21 protein-coding genes and 3 tRNA genes are annotated in these 23,029 nt (G+C 54.8%); 6 read left to right on the top strand and 18 right to left on the bottom strand.

The features are described from left to right. Positions 1–21: 21 nt before the first annotated feature. The 5 genes from ACXAE6_RS14455 to ACXAE6_RS14435 all read right to left on the bottom strand — a co-directional run bounded on the left by ACXAE6_RS14455 (position 22) and on the right by ACXAE6_RS14435 (position 5,348). Positions 22–441, bottom strand: coding sequence for an ExbD/TolR family protein (locus tag ACXAE6_RS14455; protein ID WP_475149749.1), 420 nt, complete (start codon positions 439–441; stop codon positions 22–24). A gap of 10 nt (positions 442–451) precedes the next feature. Then, on the bottom strand, positions 452–1,069 hold the full coding sequence (locus ACXAE6_RS14450) for a MotA/TolQ/ExbB proton channel family protein (RefSeq protein ID WP_475149746.1): 618 nt from the start codon (positions 1,067–1,069) through the stop codon (positions 452–454). 75 nt (positions 1,070–1,144) lie between these two features. After that, entirely contained in the window at positions 1,145–3,358 is a 2,214-nt protein-coding gene (locus tag ACXAE6_RS14445) for a DNA internalization-related competence protein ComEC/Rec2 (RefSeq protein ID WP_475149743.1), read from the bottom strand. A 78-nt stretch (positions 3,359–3,436) separates the two neighbouring features. Then, entirely contained in the window at positions 3,437–4,114 is a 678-nt protein-coding gene (gene lolD / locus ACXAE6_RS14440) for a lipoprotein-releasing ABC transporter ATP-binding protein LolD (protein WP_475149738.1), read from the bottom strand. Beyond that, entirely contained in the window at positions 4,104–5,348 is a 1,245-nt protein-coding gene (locus ACXAE6_RS14435; RefSeq protein WP_475149735.1) for a lipoprotein-releasing ABC transporter permease subunit, read from the bottom strand. Before ACXAE6_RS14435 ends, lolD begins: the two co-directional genes overlap by 11 nt. Before the next feature lie 100 nt (positions 5,349–5,448). Between ACXAE6_RS14435 and ACXAE6_RS14430 the strand changes: the two genes are divergently transcribed. Next, positions 5,449–5,988, top strand: a complete 540-nt coding sequence (locus ACXAE6_RS14430) for a PilZ domain-containing protein (protein ID WP_475149729.1) — start codon at positions 5,449–5,451, stop codon at positions 5,986–5,988. A gap of 63 nt (positions 5,989–6,051) precedes the next feature. After that, positions 6,052–7,128 carry an agmatine deiminase family protein gene (locus tag ACXAE6_RS14425; protein ID WP_475149725.1) on the top strand — a complete coding sequence of 359 codons (1,077 nt, stop codon included), beginning with the start codon at positions 6,052–6,054 and terminating at the stop codon, positions 7,126–7,128. On the opposite strand, the gene dinG is transcribed toward ACXAE6_RS14425, so the two are convergent. After that, entirely contained in the window at positions 7,129–9,243 is a 2,115-nt protein-coding gene (dinG, locus tag ACXAE6_RS14420) for an ATP-dependent DNA helicase DinG (protein WP_475149720.1), read from the bottom strand. It abuts the gene before it with no gap. Positions 9,244–9,306: 63 nt separating this feature from the next. Here dinG and kdsA point away from each other — a divergent pair, with 63 nt between their 5' ends. Next, a complete protein-coding gene (gene kdsA, locus ACXAE6_RS14415; RefSeq protein WP_475149715.1) occupies positions 9,307–10,152 on the top strand; it encodes a 3-deoxy-8-phosphooctulonate synthase in 846 nt (281 codons plus the stop codon). On the opposite strand, the gene ACXAE6_RS14410 is transcribed toward kdsA, so the two are convergent. From ACXAE6_RS14410 to ACXAE6_RS14360, 11 genes are all read right to left on the bottom strand, one after another. Beyond that, positions 10,149–10,697, bottom strand: a complete 549-nt coding sequence (locus tag ACXAE6_RS14410) for a KdsC family phosphatase (protein WP_475149711.1) — start codon at positions 10,695–10,697, stop codon at positions 10,149–10,151. The two genes, kdsA and ACXAE6_RS14410, sit on opposite strands and share 4 nt — an antisense overlap. Next, positions 10,694–10,936, bottom strand: coding sequence for a hypothetical protein (locus ACXAE6_RS14405; protein WP_475149709.1), 243 nt, complete (start codon positions 10,934–10,936; stop codon positions 10,694–10,696). The genes ACXAE6_RS14410 and ACXAE6_RS14405 overlap by 4 nt, the downstream gene beginning before the upstream one ends. A gap of 87 nt (positions 10,937–11,023) precedes the next feature. Continuing rightward, positions 11,024–12,883 (bottom strand): SurA N-terminal domain-containing protein, encoded by a 1,860-nt coding sequence (locus ACXAE6_RS14400; protein ID WP_475149707.1) that lies wholly within the window; start codon positions 12,881–12,883, stop codon positions 11,024–11,026. Between the two features lie 116 nt (positions 12,884–12,999). Continuing rightward, entirely contained in the window at positions 13,000–13,272 is a 273-nt protein-coding gene (locus ACXAE6_RS14395) for an HU family DNA-binding protein (RefSeq protein ID WP_108127673.1), read from the bottom strand. Positions 13,273–13,460: 188 nt separating this feature from the next. Beyond that, positions 13,461–15,890: an endopeptidase La gene (gene lon, locus ACXAE6_RS14390; protein ID WP_475149703.1), complete on the bottom strand. Its 2,430-nt coding sequence runs from the start codon at positions 15,888–15,890 to the stop codon at positions 13,461–13,463. A 109-nt stretch (positions 15,891–15,999) separates the two neighbouring features. Continuing rightward, a complete protein-coding gene (gene clpX / locus ACXAE6_RS14385; RefSeq protein ID WP_392801323.1) occupies positions 16,000–17,286 on the bottom strand; it encodes an ATP-dependent Clp protease ATP-binding subunit ClpX in 1,287 nt (428 codons plus the stop codon). Between the two features lie 149 nt (positions 17,287–17,435). Continuing rightward, complete coding sequence (gene clpP, locus ACXAE6_RS14380; RefSeq protein ID WP_108165334.1) at positions 17,436–18,074, bottom strand: ATP-dependent Clp endopeptidase proteolytic subunit ClpP; 639 nt, start codon at positions 18,072–18,074, stop codon at positions 17,436–17,438. Between the two features lie 96 nt (positions 18,075–18,170). Next, positions 18,171–19,484, bottom strand: coding sequence for a trigger factor (gene tig, locus ACXAE6_RS14375; RefSeq protein ID WP_475149699.1), 1,314 nt, complete (start codon positions 19,482–19,484; stop codon positions 18,171–18,173). 155 nt (positions 19,485–19,639) lie between these two features. Further along, positions 19,640–19,715 (bottom strand) — tRNA-His (locus tag ACXAE6_RS14370). Positions 19,716–19,737: 22 nt separating this feature from the next. Next, positions 19,738–19,814, bottom strand: a tRNA-Arg gene (locus tag ACXAE6_RS14365). 62 nt (positions 19,815–19,876) lie between these two features. Further along, a tRNA-Pro gene (locus ACXAE6_RS14360) sits at positions 19,877–19,953 on the bottom strand. A 174-nt stretch (positions 19,954–20,127) separates the two neighbouring features. Between ACXAE6_RS14360 and folD the strand changes: the two genes are divergently transcribed. The 3 genes from folD to ACXAE6_RS14345 are packed head-to-tail and all read left to right on the top strand — an operon-like array spanning position 20,128 to position 22,312. After that, positions 20,128–20,994: a bifunctional methylenetetrahydrofolate dehydrogenase/methenyltetrahydrofolate cyclohydrolase FolD gene (folD, locus tag ACXAE6_RS14355; RefSeq protein WP_392801329.1), complete on the top strand. Its 867-nt coding sequence runs from the start codon at positions 20,128–20,130 to the stop codon at positions 20,992–20,994. A 32-nt stretch (positions 20,995–21,026) separates the two neighbouring features. Then, the gene (locus tag ACXAE6_RS14350) at positions 21,027–21,524 is read left to right on the top strand and encodes a peptidylprolyl isomerase (RefSeq protein ID WP_392801332.1); all 498 of its coding nucleotides are present in this window, start codon (positions 21,027–21,029) and stop codon (positions 21,522–21,524) included. 2 nt (positions 21,525–21,526) lie between these two features. Then, a complete protein-coding gene (locus tag ACXAE6_RS14345; protein ID WP_475149696.1) occupies positions 21,527–22,312 on the top strand; it encodes a UDP-2,3-diacylglucosamine diphosphatase in 786 nt (261 codons plus the stop codon). Here the strand turns inward: ACXAE6_RS14345 and ACXAE6_RS14340 are convergent. After that, complete coding sequence (locus ACXAE6_RS14340; protein WP_475149693.1) at positions 22,309–22,941, bottom strand: MiaE family protein; 633 nt, start codon at positions 22,939–22,941, stop codon at positions 22,309–22,311. The two genes, ACXAE6_RS14345 and ACXAE6_RS14340, sit on opposite strands and share 4 nt — an antisense overlap. Positions 22,942–23,029 lie beyond the last annotated feature (88 nt).

Raw genomic sequence — 23,029 nt, 5'->3', positions numbered from 1 at the left:
AGAGTGCTGCCTTAGCCGGATTCAAGGCGAAACCGGCAGGCGCGTGGTGTAGCTGACTTTGGTGAAGCCCAGTTGGCCAACGGCATCCAGGGCATAGATCATCGCCTGATGTGGCGCCTGGGCATCGCCGGTGATAACCACCGTCTGGTCACGGCGGTTACCCGCGAGTTCGGCCAACGCTTGTTTCAGGGTATCGGCGTCATGACGCAACAGCGGCTGATTGTTAACCGCATAACGGCCTTGTGCATCCACCATGATCTCCAGCGAAGGCCCCTCTGCGGCCGCCTGCTGGCTAGTGCTTTCGGGCAGATCGATTTCCAGCTGGGTTTCGCGGGTAAAGGTGGTCGAGACCATAAAGAAAATCAGCAACAGAAAGACGACATCAATCAAGGGCGTCAGATTAACCTGGACCTCTTCACGTCGACTGCGGCGAAATCGCATCAGCAGCTCCTTAGCTGTTGGCACCGGTCTCGGCGTGCAACGCCTCGACCAGCTTGGTGCTGTCCTGCTCCATCGACACCAGCAGTTCATCAACCCGACGCGTCAGGGCACGGTGGAAGATCAACGCCGGTATCGCGACGGTCAGGCCAGTAGCCGTAGTAATCAGCGCCTGGGAAATGCCGCCGGCCAGCACAGCAGTATCCCCACTGCCTTGCACCATGATGGCGGTGAAGACGTCAATCATGCCGACAACGGTTCCAAGCAAACCCAGCAAGGGCGCAATGGCTGCGATGGTGCCCAAGGTGCTGAGAAATTTTTCCATCTCGTGTGCTACATGGCTGCCAGCTTCCTGGAGGCTGTCTTTCATGGCTTCGCGACCATGTTTGGAAGCCGTTAAACCCGCAGAGAGGACATATCCGAACAGTGAACTATTTTTCAACTCTTTCAGTTTAGTCGAATCCAGTTCATGACTTTTGATCCAGTGCCAGACCTGAGGCAGCTGATCCTTGGGAATCACTTTGCTGTGGCGCAGTGCCCAGTAGCGTTCGATGATGATGGCGATGGCGATGATTGAACACAGCAGGATGGGCGCCATCAACCAGCCGCCCGCTTTGACAATTTCAAACACTGAGAGGTCTCCTTTCTTCAGGCGCGTAATTTAACACAGCCAAAGGCAAACGGAATCAAGCGCAGACAATGCTAATCAGCGCTGTATAAAACGCCGTCGAAAGGCTGAGCGCCAATCACGAACCTGCCAATGGCCGCCCTGGACCGATAACGCCAGAGTGCCGCGCGTGGCGGTATTGAGCAGCAGGCGGTTGTTACGCTGCGCATAAGCCAGCAAATCAGGGTTAGGCCAACGAGGCCGGGAACGGTCGCCGGCACTGACCACCAACAAAGCATCCGGACTGGCGTCGAGAAAACCCGGCGCGCTCGAAGTACGACTGCCATGATGGCCCAACACGATCAATGACAGCGGGAACAGTTCAGGGTGTGACTGCAGCAGCCAGTATTCCAGCCGCCGGCTGGCGTCACCGGTCAACAACAAGCGTCCCGCTGAGGTTTCAATCACGGCCACACAGGAACGATCATTGTCATTGCTACGCAACTCGGCCGGAATCGGTATCAGCTGCAACGGCAATCCGTCGACGTCCAACTGGTGACAATTCAGCCAGCCGCCGTGCTCGCTCAGCTTCGCTACCGTTTTCGGCTCGCCACTGAGGCGTCGCGCACGAGGCCACCGCTCGACAGCCCAACGTGCACCGCCAGCGTGATCGATATCCGAATGACTGATGACAATACCCTCGACATCAAGTCTGTGGCGCTGGAACCAGTCAGCCAACCGCGCCTCTGCGATAGCGGTGCCATCACTCCACTGCCCGGCCGTGTCGTACAGCCAACTTTGGTCGGGCCATTCCAGAACCAGCGCCAGACCGTGCCCTACATCGAGCGCGGTTAAGCGAAATTCGTCAATCGATGTGGCGCGAACGGGCCAAAGCAGAGGCACCAATACCAGCGGCATGACCAACCAGCGCTGATTAGGGTCCAACCAATGACTCAACGCCAACCAGATCAGAGCGCCGAGTAAGGCAATATCGGCCAAATGCCAGGCCGGCGACTGCTGGTGCCAGCGAGCCACCCAACCGAGCCACTGAATGACAGTGGCGACCAGTGGCTGATACCCCAGAGCAGCCAAGTCAGGCCAGATCAGTATCAGCAGACTCCAGGGCAAGATCAGCAAGGTCACCAAAGGAATGACCAACAGATTGATTAGCAGCGACAGCGGATGCCACTGAAAACCCAGCAAGGCCGCCATCGGCAGGCTGAGTAACGACAGCATGCCCTGGAAACGAATCGCGAGCCGCCAGGCAGGAATAGGCTCACTGCGCCAGCGTTGATACAGCCGAATCATCACCCAGACCAAGCCAAAGCTAAGCCAGGAACCAGTGCTCAACCAGGCCTGCGGCCGAACCAAGGTAATGGCCACAGCCGCCAATGCCAAAGCCTGGTGAGCGCTGAGCCGGGCGCCAAACATCATCGCCAGCAAAGGCGCCAACAACATCAGCCAGGCACGTAACGCCGGGAAACCGAAGCCGGTTAAAGCCACAAAAAGTCCGCAGAGGGTGACCACCGTCATTAGCCTTAACATCGGCAGACGACCGCGCCAGGGGCCTGGCAGTCGATGAAACAAGCGAGCCAGCAACAACGCCCAGGCAGCGACCATAGCGATGTGCATACCGCTGACCACCATCAGATGTTTGATCTGATTTTGCTCAAACAAATCGGCCAGTTCGGTGTCCATAGACGATGACCAGCCCAACGCTAAAGCAGCCCAAACCGCTTTTACCCAAGCATCATCGAATTGAGTTTCGGCCCGTCGATAAAGCCGCACCACCGGGCTGGGTCTGGCCTCTTGGTCAAACACCTCAACCAGAGTGCCCAGCGCATCCAGACGTTCGCTGAAGTAGTAGCGGGTGACGTTGAAGTTGCCCGGAATCAACTGTCCTACCGGCTGGCGCAAGCGCACCTCGGCTTTCAGGCAGTCGCCGGCGGCAATATGGATGGACGATTGTGCCGTCAAACGGACCTTGCGCAGTGATAATGCCGTCGGTTGCTCATTTATCCGGGCGCTGAATCGCTGGTAACGGTCGAACACCTGAGGTGGTTGCGACAGACAAAACTGCAGTTCGGCGGTTTGATGTTGCCACTGAGCGGGCAGAATATGCTTGGCTTCAGCTTCCAGCCGAAAAATCAGCGACAGTGCCATCAATAGCCAGATGGCCACCAGCCACCGCTGCCGATAGCCAGCCAAGGGAATCGCCAAGAGCGGGAGCGCTGAGGCCACAAGGCCCCACTGAAACCAGAGATAAGGAATGGTCAGGCACAGCAACGCCAGACCGATCAATCCATTGATCATTCGATGCCTTCCTGAACAGCGTTAGCTGCACGACAGCATCATAGCTATCACGGAGTCTGGGTCAGTGCAAAAAAAGCGTCAGCTGGTAATGCGACCGCGCTTCAAGGTCAGGCAGCGTGGCATCTGACGCGCCCACTCCTGATTGTGAGTGACGATCACAAAGCTGGCATCGGACTGGCGGTTCAAGTCCAGAATCAACTCATGCACCTGCTCGGAAGTTGTGTCGTCGAGGTTACCGGTGGGCTCATCCATCAGCACCACTCTGGGGTTGTTAATCAACGCGCGCGCTATGGCGACGCGCTGACGTTCCCCGCCAGATAACTCCGCTGGCCGATGGTTAGCGCGATCGCCCAAACCCACCCGGTCGAGCAAATCGGCCGCACGCTGGTCGGATTCGCGATCGTACTGGCCACCGATAATCTGCGGCAGCACCACATTTTCCAGCGCTGAAAATTCCGGTAACAAATGGTGGAACTGAAACACAAAACCCATGTGTTCGTTGCGCAGCTTAGCGCGGGCGCGGTCATTCAGACTGTTCAAGGTGTAGCCGGCCATAGACACTTCGCCATCAGATGGCGAGTCCAGACCGGCCAACAAATTCAGCAAGGTGGTTTTACCGGAACCACTGCTGCCGACGATGCTGACCAGTTCCGCCGGTTGCACCTGAAAGTCGATCTCGTGCAGCACTTCGACCGTTTGCGGACCCAGTTGGAAACGCCGCGAAACCTGACGACAACTCAATACTTCAGGATTCATAGCGCAACGCCTCCGCCGGTGAAATTCGTGATGCCCGCCAGGCCGGATAAATGGTCGCCAGCACACTGATGATGAAAGATGCTGAGGCGATCAAACGAACATCGCTCCACTTCAATTCAGACGGGATATAGCTGATGAAATACACCTCAGCATTGAGGAACTGGATGTGGAAGGTGTTCTCGACCCAGGCAATGATGTCCGCCACCGACCAGGCGCCGAGCACCCCGAGAATCACCCCCAGAGCAATACCGATCAAACCGATCGCCGTGCCCTGCACCATAAAGATGCCCATGATCTGGCCGGAGCGTGCGCCCAGCGTGCGAAGAATCGCGATCTCACCTTGTTTATCGGTGACCATCATCACCAGCGACGAAACGATGTTAAACACCGCCACGGCAACGATCATAAAGAGCAGCAATCCCACCATGCGTTTTTCCAGCTGGATCGCCTGGAACAAGTTGCCCTGGGTCCGCGTCCAGTCGCTGACCAGATAACGCCCTTCTAGATTACGGCCAGCCTCGATGGCAATTTGCCGTGCCTGGAACAGATCATCGACCTTCAGATGTACACCATCGACGCGATCGTCATAACGCAGCAGGCGCCCCAGATCATTCATCTGCACCACCGCCAGATTGGCATCCAGCTCAGCGCCGACGGCGAAGGTACCGACCACCTCAAAACGCTTGAAACGCGGCGTGACGCCGGCCAGATTGACGGTCACTTCCGGCACCATCATGGTGACTTTATCACCCAGATTTACGCCCAACTGACGCGCCAGAATATCGCCGAGAAAAATGCCAAACTGCCCTTCTTGCAACGCCGCCAATGAACCGGAAGTCAGATGATCCGGCAGAATGGAGACCTGCTTTAAAGTGGCCGGCTCAACGCCGCTGACGGCCACGCCCTTAGTCTGATTCGGGCCAACCAACATAGCCTGCGTTTCGGTATAGGGGCTGACGCCTTCCACGTGCGGATGCTGCGATAAACGACTGGCAACCGCCGGCCAGTCTGACAGGCCGTTGGGTTGTGACACCGTCGCATGCGGCACCATACCGAGAATGCGGGTGCGCAACTCCCGATCAAAGCCGTTCATAACCGACAGCACAATAATCAACACCATCACGCCCAGTGTCAGTCCCACCATGGAGACACCAGAAATGAAGGAAATAAAGTGATTGCGTCGGCGTGCGCGTAAATAACGCAGCCCGACCAGGAAGGGGATATTATTCAGCATGGCCGGCATTAAACCACTGGCCTGTGGGCCTGCCAAGCCGAATTTAGCTACACTGTTCGAACCAATAATGGCTTTGCGTTTTCATGACAGGGTGACCTCAATGGCCGACGAACAACAGTACTTCCGTATCGACGACACTGCCTATCTGGTGGCAGCGCCCTTCAATCCCGACAAACCCGCCATTGCCGATTACTTTCCACAGCTGCATCAGATCGCTGTGCTCAAAGAATTTGAGAATGTCGACCTGCAGCTTCTGGAGTTTTTAGATCGCGTTAAAGATGCCGCCACCCGTAAGCTGCTGGGTCTGTTTAACGACAAACTCAACCTGATGTCGCGTTACCTGCATATCCACGATGTGCATGAACATCAATTGGATGCACAGACGATCAATATTGGTGAGGCTGGCGTTCGAGGCGTGCTGCCGAACGACATCCAAGTCAATCAGGAACTGGCGCTGGCGATCATCTTTCCACCCAGTTATCTGTCGTTGTTTTGCCGGGCTCGGGTCAGCAGTGCCCAGCCGGCAGCAAACGGCGGTAGCCAAGTCGAGCTGGCGTTCGTCGAGTTACCGGAAAACCAACGGCAGGCGCTGACCCGCCACATGTTCAAGGTGCAGGCACAAAACCGCGATCCAGGTTAAATTCGCGCCCGTTGTCCGCTTTTCGCTATACTGTGCGGCCCTTTTCACAGCGAAGTCTTGTTGATGCGTGACCTGCTGCACCTGCCCCCGGAATGGTTCCCTCAGGATGCCATTCTGATCACCTGGCCACATCCCGAATCCGACTGGGCTGACAAGCTGGCCGACGTCGAAAGCGTGTATCTCGACCTGATCGGTGCCATCAGTCATTCTCAGGATGTTTTGATCCAATTACACGCCAGCGTGGACCCGGAACGCCTCAAGGCTCTGTTCGAAAAGGAAGGCATCAACCAGGCGCACTGTCAGTTTGTCTTTGTCGACAGTAACGATACCTGGGCGCGCGATCATGGCCCGCTCACCCTGGTACAGGGGGAATCCGGTCGTTATCTCCGCAACTTTATTTTTAACGGCTGGGGCGGAAAGTTTCCCGCGGATAAGGACGATGCGCTGAATCGTGCCATGTACGATCAGGGGATCTTCCGCGCCGAAGTCGGCATGGAAGACGTCATGTCCGAGTTGGAAGGCGGCAGTATCGAAGTCGATGACGAAGGCAGCTTATTGACCACGGAGCGCTGCCTGCTCAATGCCAACCGCAATGCCGACAACAGCGATCGAAGCAGCTATGGAGCGCGGCTAACGCAGTGGCTGGGATTGAACCCCGGACGTATTTTCTGGCTGAAGCATGGCCATTTGGCCGGCGATGATACCGATGCACATATCGATACGCTGGCGCGCTTCGCGCCAAACGGCACCCTGGTTTATCAAAGCTGTGATCAAGCGGAAGATGAACACTACGCTGACCTTCAAGCCATGGCCGAAGAGCTGCGCCAGCTGCGCACCCTTAGCGGTGAGCCTTATCGACTTATTGCCCTGCCCTGGCCCGATGCTCAGTACCACGAAGACGGTGAACGGCTGGCCGCCAGCTACGCCAACTTTCTGATCACCAACCAACTGGTGCTGATGCCAACCTATGGTGTCGTCCAGGACGGCCTGGCCATCGAACGCCTAAGCGAAGCCTTTCCAGACCGTCGTGTGGTAGGCATCGATTGTCGCGCGCTGATTGAGCAAGGTGGCAGCCTGCATTGCATTACCATGCAGATCCCGGTTAACACTTTGGACCGGGCCAACGCAGAGGTCGACTGATCAGTCGACCTGCCAGTTGTAATCCGGCAACGACTGACGCACCAGGGCGCCGTAGCGTTTATCGATCAGACGACGATCCATAAACCAGAGCGTGCCAGTATCATTTTCATTGCGAATCAACCGACCACACGCCTGCACCAGACGAATGATCGCCGTCGGCAAACTGACTTGTTGAAACGGATTGGAACCGCGCTGCTCTAACCACAGCGACAGCGTCGACAAGATGGGATCGTCCGGTGTAGCGAACGGCAGCTTGGCGATCATTAGATGGGTCAGGTAGTTACCGGGCAGATCCACCCCTTCGGCCAAACTGGCCAGACCAAAGAGCGTCGAACCCAAGCCGTCTTCCAAGCGTTGGCGATGGTGCTGGATCAAGGCATTTTTGGGCAGATCATCCTGCAGCGTCACCCGCTCCTGCCAGTCTTCCGGTAAACCGCGATACACCTCCTGCATTTGCTTGCGTGAGGAGAACAACACCAGATTGCCGGTTTCCGTCGGCAGGTAGGCCGGAATGGCTTCGATCATGGCCTGGGTGTGGGGATCGCGTAAGCCACCATCACAGGCCAAAGCCGGCACCCGAGCCAGTACCCGTGAGCGATAATCAAAAGGGCTGCCCAAGCGCAAATAATCGGTGCCGTCCGGCAAGCCGGCCTGGATGGCGTAACGCTGAAAATCACCGGCGATGGTCAGGGTGGCCGAGGTCACCACACTGGCAAAGCAGCGATTCCAGATATGCTGACGCAGGATCGACTGCGCCGACACCGGGCTGGCGTTTAACACCAGGTCGTCGTATTCCGGGCGATCGATATTCTCGAACCAGCGCGCCATAGGCGGAGCCTCTGCTGCATCCTGTTGACGCCAGGCCAGCACCAGATCGCGTGCCGGCTCGGCCCGACTCAGCCAGCGTCCGACCACTGGCAAACTCTGCTCCAGACGGCTCTTCTCATCCAGATCATTGGTCGCCGACAGACGCTTACGCACCTGCTCGTCCAGTTGCAGCAAGCTCGATTGCAGCAACGTAAAGGGCTGCTCAAGCGGTGCCAGAATCGACTGGGTCTGAGCCAGCCAATCGGCGTCCTGTACCGCCAGGGTTGCCTGATGACCATCCAAGCGGCCACGGATGGGGCTCATTGCGCCCCAGGCATCGGTCAACGCCGAATGCGCATCGCCCAAGGCCGTGTTCAACGCGTCCAGCAAGCGCTCTTCGGTATCGCCGTAAGCGAGCTCCAAACGCAACTTGGGCAATTGCTTGCGCCAATTCTCGAACTGGTTAAGCGTATTTTTGACCGGCAACTGGCTGGCGAAGTGAGATAAGCCTTTATCGGGTAAATGATGGCCTTCATCGAAGACATAGATGCTCTCGGCGGGCGCCGGCAGGATGGCGCCGCCGCCCAAAGCCAGGTCGGCCATCACCAGATCGTGATTGGCGATGATGACATCGGCTTCATCCAGTTCTTTGCGTGCTTCAAAAAACGGACAGTTTTGGAAATGCGGGCAACGCCGGTTCAAACACTCGCGGTGCGTTGAAGTCACGCCACGCCATTGCTCGTCATCCAATCGATCCGGCCACTGATCGCGATCGCCATTCCAGTCGCCACGTCCGAATTTATCGAGCATCTCATTGTAGAGACTGAGTACGGCTTCGTCGGCGGTCATGGCTTCTTCAAACAATGCCAGCGCTGTAACCGCACCTTCTTGCAACTGAATCGACTGCTCCAAACGCTGCAGACAGAGATAACGCCCCCGACCTTTAGCGAGAACGGCGTTAAAGCTCAAACCGCTGTGTTCGAGCAGGTCCGGAATGTCTTTCTGCACCACCTGTTCCTGCAAGGCGACGGTAGCAGTGGCGATGATCAGCTTTTTATTGTGATGCTGAGCCATGGGAATGGCGCTGAGCGCATAGCCGATGGTTTTGCCGGTTCCAGTGCCCGCTTCTATCACAGCGATCGGCGCGCGCCCCTGACGCAGACCGTCCGCCGAGGTTTCAACCGATGCCAGAGTGCGGGCGATCTGCGCCAACATCTGTTTCTGCCCGCTGCGCGGTTTCAATTCACGCGCGGCCAGATAACGGCTGTAGGCCGTTTGGATGGATTCTTTGAGTTCGTCAGATAGCATCGGCTGGTTTAGCTTCTCGGGGTAGACGGCTACAATCGCCCTCTAATTTGAAGGAAGGCCATCATGCAACAACGTCAGGTTTCAATACAGAACATCCAGGTCGGTAACGACCAACCCTTTTCTCTCTTCGGTGGCATGAACGTCCTGGAAAGTCGGGATCTTGCCATGACCGTGGCTGAGCGCTTTGTTGAAGCCACCGGCCAACTGGGCATTCCTTATGTCTTCAAGGCCAGTTTCGATAAGGCCAACCGCAGCTCCATTGGCAGCTATCGCGGTCCGGGTCTGGATGAAGGGCTGAAGATTCTGGAGGAGATCAAGCAGACGTTCAAGGTGCCGGTAATCACCGATGTTCATGAACCCTTCCAGGCGGCTCCGGCTGCTGAGGTTGCCGATGTCATCCAACTACCGGCGTTTTTGTCTCGGCAAACGGATTTAGTGGCTGCCATGGCTAAAACCGGCGCGGTCATCAATATCAAAAAAGCCCAGTTCCTGGCGCCTCATGAAATGGCTCATATTTTGAACAAATTCCAGGAAGCTGGTAACGACAAGCTGATTTTGTGCGAACGCGGCACCAGCTTTGGGTACAACAACCTGGTCGTCGATATGCTCGGCTTCGGCATCATGAAACAAACCGGCTTCCCGGTGATTTTCGACGTTACTCATGCCTTGCAAAAACCCGGTGGACGCTTGGATTCAGCCGATGGCCGACGCGCTCAGGTAACTGACCTGGCCCGCGCCGGCATGGCTCAGCGCATTGCGGGTCTGTTCCTGGAGACGCATCCCGATCCGGACAACGCCAAGTGCGACGGCCCCAGCGCTTTGCCACTGAACAAGCTGAAACCGTTCCTGGAGCAAATGAAGGCCATTGATGAGGTTGTTAAGAGCTTCCCTGAGCTGGTAACCGGCTAACGCTTGCGCTCGAATACCGGGGAGGCGGCGGCGGAGTATGCTTGTTGGTATTGGTCCTGAGCGGTCAGGATCAGATCGGCGACCTCTCGGGCCACCCCTTCGCCTCCTCGGCTCGTGAGTACCATATCGGCCTGGTCGCGCACCACCGGATAAGCATCGGCCGGCGCTATCCCCAGACCACACACCGCCATCGCCTTCAAATCCACCATATCGTCCCCGACGAAAGCCGCCTGCTGTTCAGGAATGGCCAGTCTTTGGCACAGTTCCAGCAAACACTGTTGCTTATCGGATGTACCGGGAAAATAGTGTTGAACGCCCAGATCACTCATTCGACGTGCAAGCATGGGGCTGTCTTTGGCTGAAATAACCGCCACAGCAACATTGTGGTCCGCCAGCAGCTTCATACCGACGCCGTCGCGGACGTGGAACACCTTCAGCACCTCGCCCTCAGCACCGTAATAGAGTCGACCATCGGTCAGCACACCGTCGACATCAAAGGCCACCAGGCGTATATCAGCCAGTTTCTGCTGAACGGCCGGCGTCATGAATCGGCACCGAAGAGGTCATAACTGGGACCCTGCTGCGCAGCATCCGTCTCCAACCAATAGGCGGGCTTGCTGAATGTCTGCTCAATCTGACGCGCCAGGGTTGCGGTCAGTTTTCTGCGGCCATTACAGATGGCGGCCGCCTGGTCGGGCTCGATACCCAGACAATAAGCAAATGCCTCTTCATCCAAGGCATTCTCATTGAGCAACTGTTGTAACCGGTCGGTCTGTTGGGCCATCTAAGCGACCTCCTGTTGAACTGCCCGCAGTTTATCAGAACCCATAAAAAAAGCCGCTGACGCGGCTTTTCGTTGCTACTTTATCGATCAGCGCTGACTGGCGATACCACGAAGTTCCACATCGGCGCTAACACGTAATCCGTTGAAGAAGCTTTGGTAGTCCAACTGACCATTTTCGCTGGCCAGTTCACCTGCCAATTGCTCTTGCTGATTCATGTCGACCTGTGGCTCTTCGACACCCAGGACAGCAATTACATCAATGCGGTTCTGAGTTTCACGCATCTGCGCCGTCAAGCCCCCAGCTTCAGGCTTAGGCAGTGTGAAGCTAAAGGCAGCAGCGCCACTCGGCAGATCGGTGTTTTCGCGTCCGACCAATTGAGGTTGTGGCCAGTCATCACCCAGAGCGCCTTCGGAACGTAGATCAGCCAACTCAGCAGCAGCAACTTCTTCTGCCCTTTGCTGAGCTTTTTCGTTAATCAAAATGGATTCAATCTGCTCAGAGACCTCAGCCAAAGGCTGAACCTGCTCAGCTGCGTAGTCTTCACGCTGCATAACGGCCAGATCGCCGTTACTCAACCGAACGACATCGCTGATGCGACCATCATCAATCACCAGAGGCGTAAACGCAGCGGATCTAAAGCGAGCTTCAGCGGCAATGCCACTCTGGGAGCTACGATTGATCCAATCGCTGGTCTGAACGTCAACATCGAAAACGTCCGCTACCGTAGCAATATCATCGGCCTGGAAGGCCTCATCGGCCAACTGGTTCTCGACCAACACAAACTCATCCGCTGCTTTGCGCTGACGAATCTGCTGTGTCAGTTGGTCACGGACCTGGTCCAGGGGTTCAACTTCAGCGGCGCTGTAGTCCGCCAATTGAATCAAGTGAACGCCAAAGTCGGTCTCGACAGGTGCCGAGACCTGTCCGACCTCAGTCAGGTTCTGTGCCGCCTGATAGAAGGCCTCGTCATAAACGCCTTCCGCCAACTCGCCCAAATAGCCACCATCCTGAGCGCTGATAGGATCATCAGACAATTCAGCCGCCAAAGATTCAAACGATTCGCCCTGATTCAGGCGCGCCAGGGCCGCTTCGGCATCCGCCAGATTGTCATCACCGCCAGCAAAGAGAATATGACCAATCTCACGGCGGGTATCATTTTCCTGGGCCGTTACATAACTGTCATAAGCGTCTTGCAGGTCGGCATCAGTCACCACGACATCATCTTCAAATGCAGCCTGACTCAAACGCACATAACGAACTTTAACGCGCTCAGGACTGAGGAATTCATCGCTGTTAGCGTCGTAGTATGACTGAATGTCACCTTCGCTCACGCTGACATCATCGGTGTAATCCTGGGCGCTGAAACTCTTAACCGCGACCAGACGTTGTTGATTTTGCAACTGGGCCAGACGATTCACTTCGCTGTCGAGAGCGAACGCCGATGACACCAATCCAGCTTGCATCTGGGTCATACGCAGTTGCGTAGTTTGCTGTTCGCGGAAGGTGTTCGGTGTAAAACCATTCTGCGCAATTAACCGGCGATAAGTGGTCTCGTCAAACTGACCATTTATCTGAAATGACGGCACTGACAAAATATCGCGACTGACTTGTTCGCTGGAAACACGGAATCCAAGCTCATCCGCCGCCTGCCGTTGTAATTCTTGATTGATAATGTCGTTAACGACGGACTGACGAACAAAACCAGCATTTAATATTTCGGGCGTCGCATTTTCACCCAACTGCTGTATCAGTTGTTCCTGGCGCAGTCGAATCTGGCGCTGCACCTGATTGGCACTGATTCCTTGTCCATTCACTTCCACCGGATCCGCATTATTGGTAATGCCGACAATCGATTCGGCGCCGAAAAACACAAAGGCAACCACGATTACAGCGACGATGGTTTTGCCAACGGGTCCCCGGGCTGCGTTTCTAAAAGACTGGAGCATTGAGCGTCCTACCCCTTGTTCAGGAGATTGTGCAGATAAAAAAAAAGCGCATCAGGCCTGATACGCTGTTGGTGATACTGAACCGGGACCAGAACTTTGGTCCCGAATCACTTCAATCAGTTGACGGCGTCTTTCAGTGCCTTGCCGGCTTTGAAATTCGGAACCTTGGCCGCTTTGATTTCAATCGGCTGACCCGTTTGCGGGTTACGGCCAGTGCGCGCAGCGCGCTCTTTAACACCAAAAGTACCAAAACCAACCAAAACCACTTGGTCACCCTTTTTCAGAGTGTCGGTAACGGAGTCGATCATAGCATCCAATGCCCGACCAGCTGCCGCTTTAGGAATGTCAGCTGCTGCTGCTACAGCATCAATCAATTCAGACTTATTCACACTTTTCCCCTTTTAACTTCGTTGTGAGATGCGGATCTCACGTCCTTGGTAAATGGCCAGAGTACAATAGACGACCGCGGTCCCGGATAATGAGGTTTCCGCACCTGTTTTGTTTATTATTCAGCCTGTGCTTCGAGACGAGTCGAAAACACTTTATACCAGCCTCATTTTTCGACTGTCAAGCAGTTCTAATGGGTGCTGAGGCTAGATGTGGCCTGCCTCTCAGAGCGAGCCTTAGCCATTTCGGCTTCGACTTCCTCATCAGTCAAGGCGGTCGGACTGCGCTCCAACGCCACATTCAACACTTCATCAATCCATTCAACCGGCCGAATGTCGAGATCGTTCTTAATATTGTCGGGAATTTCCTTTAAATCACGCACATTTTCCTGGGGGATTATAACCGTCTTAATCCCACCACGGCGCGCCGCCAACAGCTTTTCTTTCAAGCCGCCAATGGGTAACACCTGACCTCGGAGCGTGATTTCACCGGTCATGGCCACATCGGCACGCACAGGAATTCGAGTCAATACCGATACCAAAGCGGTCGCCATACCAATACCCGCTGAAGGGCCATCTTTAGGAGTGGCACCTTCAGGAACATGGATATGTAAATCCCGGTTCTCGCTAAAGGTTGGCATGATACCCAGACTCTGAGCGCGAGATCTTACCACGGTCAAAGCTGCCTGGATGGATTCTTTCATCACATCGCCTAAGGACCCTGTCTGAACAGTACGTCCCTTACCTGGTACAGCTGTCGCTTCAAGGTTCAGCAACTCACCGCCCACCGACGTCCAGGCCAGACCAGTGACCATACCAATCTGGTTATCCTTATCGGCCAAGCCAAACTTGAACTTGCGAACACCGGAGTAGTCTTCCAATTCATTGGGACCAATGGTGGTCGATTCAGCAGCCTTATCCATAACGTTATTCTTGACCACCTTGCGACAGATCTTGGCGATCTCCCGCTCAAGACTACGGACACCGGCCTCGCGGGAATAGTAACGGATCAGGTCGCGAATCGTCTCGGTTGGCAACACCAGCTCGTTTTCTTTCAAGCCATTGGCCTTTAATTGCTTAGGCAGCAAATAACGTTCGGCAATGTTGATCTTTTCGTCTTCGGTGTATCCCGGCAAACGAATCACTTCCATACGGTCGAGCAAAGGACCGGGAATGTTCATCGAATTGGCAGTACAAACGAACATCGTATCCGACAGGTCGTAATCAACCTCCAGATAATGATCGTTAAAAGTATGGTTCTGCTCCGGATCGAGAATTTCCAACAAGGCAGAGGCTGGATCACCACGATGGTCCATACCCATCTTGTCGATTTCATCCAGCAAGAACAGCGGATTGCGCACCGCAACCTTGCTCAGCTTCTGGATAATTTTACCAGGCATGGAACCAATGTAAGTCCGGCGATGGCCACGCATCTCAGACTCATCACGAACACCGCCCAAAGCCATACGAACAAACTTACGATTTGTCGCACGAGCAATGGACTGACCCAGTGACGTTTTACCAACACCCGGAGGCCCGACCAGACACAACACTGGCCCTTTAACTTTCTTGACCCGCTGCTGTACTGCCAGGTATTCAAGAATGCGCTCTTTGACTTCTTCGAGGCCGTAGTGATCTTCTTCCAGTACTTCCTTGGCTCGATTCAAATCATGACGGACACGCGAGCGCTTGGACCAGGGAACATTAACCATCCAGTCCAGATAATTACGCACCACTGAAGCTTCAGCCGACATCGGCGACATCATCTTCAGCTTACTCAATTCTGCTTTGGCTTTTTCTTTAGCGTCTTTGGGCATGCCCGCATTATCAATGCGGTTTTCCAATTCTTCGACTTCGTTCGGATTCGCCTCATCAAGATCACCCAGCTCTTTTTGAATGGCCTTCATTTGCTCATTCAGATAGTACTCGCGTTGGGATTTTTCCATCTGCTTTTTAACACGACCGCGGATGCGCTTTTCCACTTGAAGCAGATCGATTTCTGTCTCCAATACAGACAACAAATGTTCAATGCGCTCACGATCTCCGGCCAGTTCCAGCACCTGTTGTTTTTCATCGATTTTCAACGACAGGTGTGCAGCAATGGTGTCAGCCAGACGTCCGGGCTCTTCAATACTGTTGAGCGAGGTAATAACTTCCGACGGAACTTTTTTACTGAGCTGAACGTACTTGTCGAACTGCGACATCAGAATCCGAATCAGGGATTCGCTTTCACGTTCGCTCAGGACAGCGCCGTCCATCATGGACGCGTGACCACGCAGATAATCTTCACCATCGATCAATTCATCGATAGCAACGCGATCAACACCTTCCACCAACACTTTCACAGTGCCATCGGGCAAGCGCAACAACTGTAAGACTGTGGCCAGCGTCCCTACTTCATAAAGATCGCTCTTATTCGGGTCGTCATCAGACGCATTACGCTGGGCAACCAGTAAGATTTTTTTGCCGTCGTCCATGGCCGCTTGCAGGGCCGCAATGGATTTTTCCCGCCCAACAAAAAGCGGTATCACCATGTGCGGATAGACAACCACATCCCGCAGCGGCAGCAGCGGCAGTACGATGGGGTCGCCGTTTGGGGAGTCGGAACGCTCCATACTCATGAAACCTCGGAAACCGTTGGATTATTGGCTGTGTTAATGGCGGCGCGGGCTGACTAAATCAAGCACCGGAAAAGAAAAACGGGCCGCCGGGCCCGTTATTGCCGAAGGCTCAATCGGACTGGCCACTGGCCGTCTTTTGATTGTCCTGATTTTCGTAGATCAACAAAGGTTCGGATTCGCCTCGAATGACGCTTTCTTCGATAACTACTTTGGTCACACCAGGCTCTGAAGGTATGCGATACATGGTATCCAGCAAGACGTTCTCCAGAATGGAACGCAAACCACGCGCTCCCGTCTTACGCTCCATTGCCTTATTGGCAACGGCCTTCAGTGCACTCATGCGGAAGTCGAGTTCAACCGATTCCATATCAAACAACTTCTGATATTGACGCACCAGTGAGTTCTTTGGCTCGGTCAGGATTTGGATCAGCGCATCTTCATCCAGTTCAGTCAGTGTCGCGACCACCGGCAGACGACCAATGAACTCAGGAATCAGCCCATACTTAACCAGATCTTCCGGTTCGACTTCGGCAATGGTATCGCCCAACTTGCGGCCTTTGTCTTTGCTTTTAACCGCTGCATTAAAACCGATACCGCCTTTCTCGGAACGATCACGAATGATCTTATCCAGGCCGGCAAAAGCGCCACCGCAGATAAACAGAATATTGCCGGTATCCACCTGCAGGAATTCCTGCTGGGGATGCTTACGGCCACCTTGCGGTGGTACCGAGGCAACCGTACCTTCGATCAGTTTCAACAGCGCCTGCTGCACACCCTCACCGGAAACGTCACGCGTTATCGACGGGTTGTCTGACTTGCGCGAAATCTTGTCGATTTCATCGATGTAAACAATACCGCGCTGGGCCTTATCGACGTCGTAATCACACTTCTGCAGCAGCTTCTGAATGATGTTCTCAACGTCTTCACCGACATAACCGGCTTCGGTCAAAGTGGTAGCGTCAGCAATGGTGAATGGTACATTCAGCATACGCGCCAGCGTTTCCGCCAGCAGGGTTTTACCACTACCGGTCGGTCCGATCAGCAAAATGTTGGATTTGCTTAACTCAACATCGTCATTGCTGTCGCCATACTGCAGTCGCTTGTAGTGGTTATAGACGGCCACTGACAGCACCATCTTGGCACGCGACTGCCCAATCACGTATTCATCCAGCGTTTCACGAATTTCCGCCGGTGTTGGCAAACGACTGCTTTCATCTTTGGGGCCGCTGTCTTGCAGCTCTTCCCGGATGATGTCGTTGCACAAATCGACGCATTCATCGCAAATGAATACCGATGGCCCGGCAATCAGCTTGCGGACTTCGTGCTGGCTTTTCCCGCAAAAGGAACAATACAGCAGCTTTCCGTCTTCGCCTTTTCCGGTTCTATCGTCGGCCATTCAACTACTCCATACCTGATACCCATGTGGCTCATTTAAAGATGAAACCACATTGGGCCAATTGCAAGTTTTTTGTCGGCAGATTTACGCCCTAAGCGACCTGACGTAACCTGTTGATTTACCATTACTTTTAAACCCGAACACCGTTCTTAGTCGGTGCTGCGCGAGCTCAATACCTGGTCAATCAGGCCATACTCGACGGCATCATCGGCTTTCATAAAGTTGTCCCGGTCGGTATCACGCTCAATCACGTCCAAAGGCTGACCGGTGTGATGGGCCAGAATCTCGTTCAACTTCTGCTTCATCTCGATGATTTCACGGGCATGAATTTCGATGTCCGACGCCTGGCCCTGATAACCACCCAACGGCTGGTGAATCATGACGCGCGAGTTAGGCAGTGCCAGACGTTTGCCTTTAGCACCGCCGGCCAGCAGCAACGCACCCATGCTGGCGGCCTGACCAATACACATGGTGGATACGTCAGGCTTGATGAACTGCATGGTGTCGTAGATGGCCATGCCCGCTGTTACCGAACCACCCGGGGAGTTGATGTAGAGATTGATATCCTTGTCCGGGTTTTCGCTCTCCAGGAACAGCAACTGAGCGATAATCAGGTTAGCCATGTGGTCTTCGACCGGGCCAACCAAAAAGATGACATTTTCCTTCAGCAGACGGGAATAGATGTCATAGGCCCGCTCTCCGCGCGAGGATTGCTCCACGACCATAGGGACAAGACCGCTGGCGTTCATGATATCGGGCGCAGACCCGTCCGCAGCAAAGTGTGACATTCAAGCGACTCCTAAATAACAAAAAAGTTGGCACCTCCGGGAAGCGCCAACTTTCATTGCGGTCTAATTCGAGCGGTTCAACCCTGACCAGATCGGTCAGCCTTGCTCCGCACCATTTGACTTGACGGCATCCTCATATCCGATGGTGGACTCGTTCACCTTGGATTTACTGAGGATATAGTCGATTGCAGCGTTTTCAACAACCATAGCGCGGACTTGGTTCATCAATTCCGCATTGCTGTAGTAATAGTCGATGACCTGCTGCGGATCCTGATAAACAGCAGCCTGATCTTCAACATAAGCACGCACTTCAGCCTCTTCCGGCTTCAGCTCGGCGCTTTCGATCAGCTCATTCATCAGCAGACCGATTTTCACGCGACGCTCAGCCTGATCCTGGAACAGTTCTTTCGGCAGGCTGGACGGATCCATTTGCGCACCACCACCGAACTGCTGAACCGCCTGCTGCTGCAAACGACCGATCTCATCGTCGACCAGCGCGGTAGGAACATCCAAGTCATTATCTTCAAGCAGCTTGTCGATGACCGTCGTCTTCAACTTGGACTGCAACGCATTGCGTGCTTCGCGCTCCATATTGGCGCGCACTTCAGTCCTGAAGCCATCAACGTCTGTATGCTGACTGCCGAAAGCCTGGAAGAAAGCTTCGTCCAGTTCCGGCAACTCCGGCTCCGCAACTTCATTGACGGTGATATCGAATACCGCCGGCTTACCCGCCAGTTCAGCGTTGCCATATGCTTCCGGGAAAGTCACTTCAACGGCCTTGGTTTCACCAATCTTGATGCCCTCGATGCCGTCTTCAAAACCAGGAATCATCTGGCCTGAGCCCAACACCAGAGTCTGGCCCGAGGCGCTGCCGCCTTCGAATGCTTCGCCATCGACCTTGCCGACGAAATCAATCTTAACCTGATCACCCTTCTGAGCCGCACGCTCAACCGGCTTATATTCGGCTTTTTGCTGGCGCAGGTTATCGATCATCTTATCGATATCAGCGTCAGTCACTTCAGCCGTCGGCTTGTCGAAGCTGTAGCCGCTGATTTCAGCCAGCTTTACTTCAGGAAAGACTTCGAAGGTAGCTACGAATTCAACGTCTTCACCGGCTTTGTCGCGGGTGAATTCGATGCTCGGCATACCCGCCGGCGTCAACTTCTCTTCGGTAATGGCTTTGGCGTAGTTCTGCTGCACAACGTCCTGCAGCACTTCAGCGCGGATACCGTCGCCAAAACGCTGTTTAACAACAGAGACCGGTACCTTACCAGGGCGGAAACCGTCGATACGAACGCGACGCGCGGTTTCCTTAAGCTTCTGATCCACGGCACCATCGACTTCGCTGGCTGGTACGCCAACGGTCACACGGCGTTCCAGGCCGCCAGTCGCTTCGACAGAGACTTGCATGAGGTTTCCTCTTGCTTTTAACGCTAATAATTTAGGGGGCCGTTAATGTAGGGACAGACCGGACCCGAATCAAGCCCGGCGCGGTGGAGCACCCCGGTTGACGCACCCCGAACACATACAAAAAGAGCCGACAAGCGGCTCTTTTAAGAAGAAGGTGGGGTGGACGATGGGACTCGAACCCACGACGACTGGAATCACAATCCAGGGCTCTACCAACTGAGCTACGCCCACCACAAATACGTTGTCACGAAACTGGCACGCCCGGCAGGACTTGAACCCGCAACCACTCGCTTAGAAGGCGAGTGCTCTATCCGGTTGAGCTACGGGCGCTTAATTAACCGACCCGAGCCCGGATTCGGTTGCCTCGCTCACCAGGACGAAACCGCTGAAATTGGTCGGAGCAGAGGGATTCGAACCCCCGACCCTCTGGTCCCAAACCAGATGCGCTACCAAACTGCGCTATGCTCCGAACAAGACGTCCCGTCAACGTGCGGCGCATAGTACCCATGCCCACCGGGGTCGTCAAATCTTTTCTATGAAAAATTCAGCAAAAACAAGACGATAGCGCTTCCCTGCCCTCAACTTAGCTTGCCCGGTCACCAGCACCATGAGAAAATTCGCCAAACCCTCTTTGGAGCCTTGAATGCCAGCTCAGCTACTGGACGGCAAAGCCGTTGCCGCCAATCTTCGTGCTCGCATCGCCGCAGAAGTCTCGGATCTGACCGAACAAGGTATTCGCCCGCCCGGCTTGGCGGTTATTTTAGTCGGCGCTGACCCAGCCTCCCAAGTCTATGTAGGCAGCAAGCGTCGCGCCTGTGAAGAGGTTGGCTTCAAGTCCGTCAGCCATGACCTGCCCAGCTCAACGCGCGAAAGCGAACTAATCGCGCTGATTGACGATCTCAACGAAGACGCCTCAATCGATGGCATTCTGGTGCAACTGCCACTGCCGGAACATATTAATGCCGACACCATCGTCGAGCGCATCCGTCCGGACAAAGATGTTGATGGCTTCCATCCTTTTAATGCCGGTCGACTGATGCAGCGCCGCCCGATGCTGGAAAGCTGTACGCCCAAGGGCATTATGACGTTATTGCGCGAAACCGGCGTCCCGCTACGTGGCAAAGAAGCGGTGGTCATCGGCGCCTCCAACCACGTCGGACGGCCGATGATGCTCGAACTGCTGCTGGCTGGCTGTACCGTCACCTCCGCGCACCGCTTCACTGAAAACCTGGAAAGCCATGTGCGTCGCGCCGACATCCTGGTTGCCGCCGTCGGCAAACCCGGCTTTATTCCAGGCGAATGGATTCGTGAAGGCGCCATTGCTATTGACGTCGGTATCAGCCGACTCGAAGACGGCAAGCTGTCAGGTGACCTGCAATTCGCTGCAGCCGCTGAACGCGCCGCCTGGATCACTCCGGTTCCCGGTGGCGTCGGCCCCATGACCGTTGCCACCTTAATGGAAAATACCCTGATCGCCGCGAAACGGTTGCATTTGAACCTGACGCACTGATTGGTCTTATTACACTGAAGAAAGGTAATCCCGTGAAAGTATTGCTGACCACTACTCTGGGCGACATCACCCTGGAGCTGGACACAGAAAAAGCACCCAAGACCAGCGAGAACTTCGCTAACTACGTTAAGGAAGGCCATTACGATGGCGTGATCTTCCATCGCGTAATCAACAACTTCATGGTTCAGGGCGGCGGTTTTGAGCCGGGCATGAAACAGCGCCCGACTGGTGAGCCGATCAAGAACGAAGCCAATAATGGTCTGAAGAACGACATCGGCACTGTTGCCATGGCTCGCACCATGGACCCGCATTCCGCCAGCGCCCAGTTCTTTATCAATGTGGCTGACAACAACTTCCTGAACCACAGCGCCGAAACACCCGAAGGCTGGGGTTACGCTGTCTTCGGTAAGGTCGTTGACGGCATGGACGTGGTGAATCGCATCAAAGGTGTTCCCACCACCTTTGCCGCCGGCCACAGCGATGTCCCCGCTGACGACATCGTCATCGAAAAAGCCAAACTGCTGGATTGATGATGCTGCACTACGATCGGGCCGTCATCATTTCCGATCTGCATTTATTGGAAAGTCGCCCGGCCATTACCCGGGCGTTTTTTCAATTGCTGGAACAGCTGCCTGGTCAAACCCAGGCGCTGTTTATTCTCGGTGACTTCTTCGAGTACTGGGTTGGCGACGATGCAGCAACGCCCTTCCATCTCGACATCGCTGAGCGACTGCGAGCCCTGTCTCAATCTGTGAACATTCACCTGATGGTCGGCAACCGCGACTTTGCCATGGGCGAAGACTATACCCAGCGCTGCGGTGCGACCTTACTACCGGACCCTACCCTGGTTGAACTCGGTAGCCTCCGCTGGCTGCTCAGTCATGGCGATGAATTGTGCACCGACGACAAAGGTTATCAGCGCTATCGCAAGGTCATCCGTCACCCCTGGGTCTTGGGCACCCTACGTCGTATGCCACTACCCTGGCGCATTAAGCTGGCAGATTATCTGCGCGGTAACAGCCAGCAACGTAACCGAATGAATATTGTGCGTTATGTCGATGTCACAGAAACAGCCGTGCAACAGTGGTTAGCCGATACACAGGTCGACGGTCTGGTCCATGGCCATACCCATAAAGCCGACTGGCATCAGCACAAACTGGAAAATGGCATGACCAAGCCGCGCCTCGTGTTAGGCGACTGGCATCATCACGGCTGGTATTTGTCCTTTGATGTTAACCAGCAGCAGTTGCACCGCTTTAGCATCGAGGAAGGACCCGGGCTGTCTATAAAGGAAGCAACAAGCCAGACAACCGCTTAAGCCGGAACACCGCTGTGGAAACGGAAGATGGTATCTGGCGTTGCGATCAGTTCGGCCTCTAGTTCCCGGAACGCTTCGATTCTCGGTTGAATATCTTCCTGAGCGTACAAACGCGCCAACTCTAAATAGTGACGATAATGACGCGCTTCGCTTTTAAGCAGTGAGGCATAAAAGCGTCCCAACTCTTCGTCCAGACAGGGGACCAAGGCCGCAAAGCGCTCGCAAGAACGGGCTTCAACAAAAGCGCCAAGGATCAATCGATCAACCAAGCGCTGCGGCTCCGGCTTGCGCACTCTATCGTGCAAGGCTCCGGCGTAACGACCTGCCGATAAATGGGTGTACTCAACGCCGCGCTTGTCCATCAGCTTGAGTACCTGATCGAAGTGAACCAGCTCTTCGCGCGCCAGCTTACTCATCTTCGACAACAAATCACGCCGATCGACATACTTGTACATCATCGACATCGCTGTGGAAGCTGCTTTCTTTTCGCACTGGGCGTGGTCAATCAACAGCGTCGGAAGCTGCGTCAGAGCGTAATCGATCCAGGCTTGCGGTGTAGCATTACCCAGAAAATCGGGGATGTCTTCGAGCATGACCTGACAGTCGGCCGCGCTGGGGGTGGTGGTCATAACTAAAGCGCCTGAATCGTTGAGGGCCGCATTATAATGACGCCCAGCTTCATGACCACCAGAATTGCCACAAAAGATAACGGTATAA

The organism is Saccharospirillum sp. ABV4_185 (genome assembly GCF_056159245.1).
The sequence above is the reverse complement of the archived record's forward strand: the minus strand, read 5'-3'. Positions and strand labels throughout refer to the sequence as shown.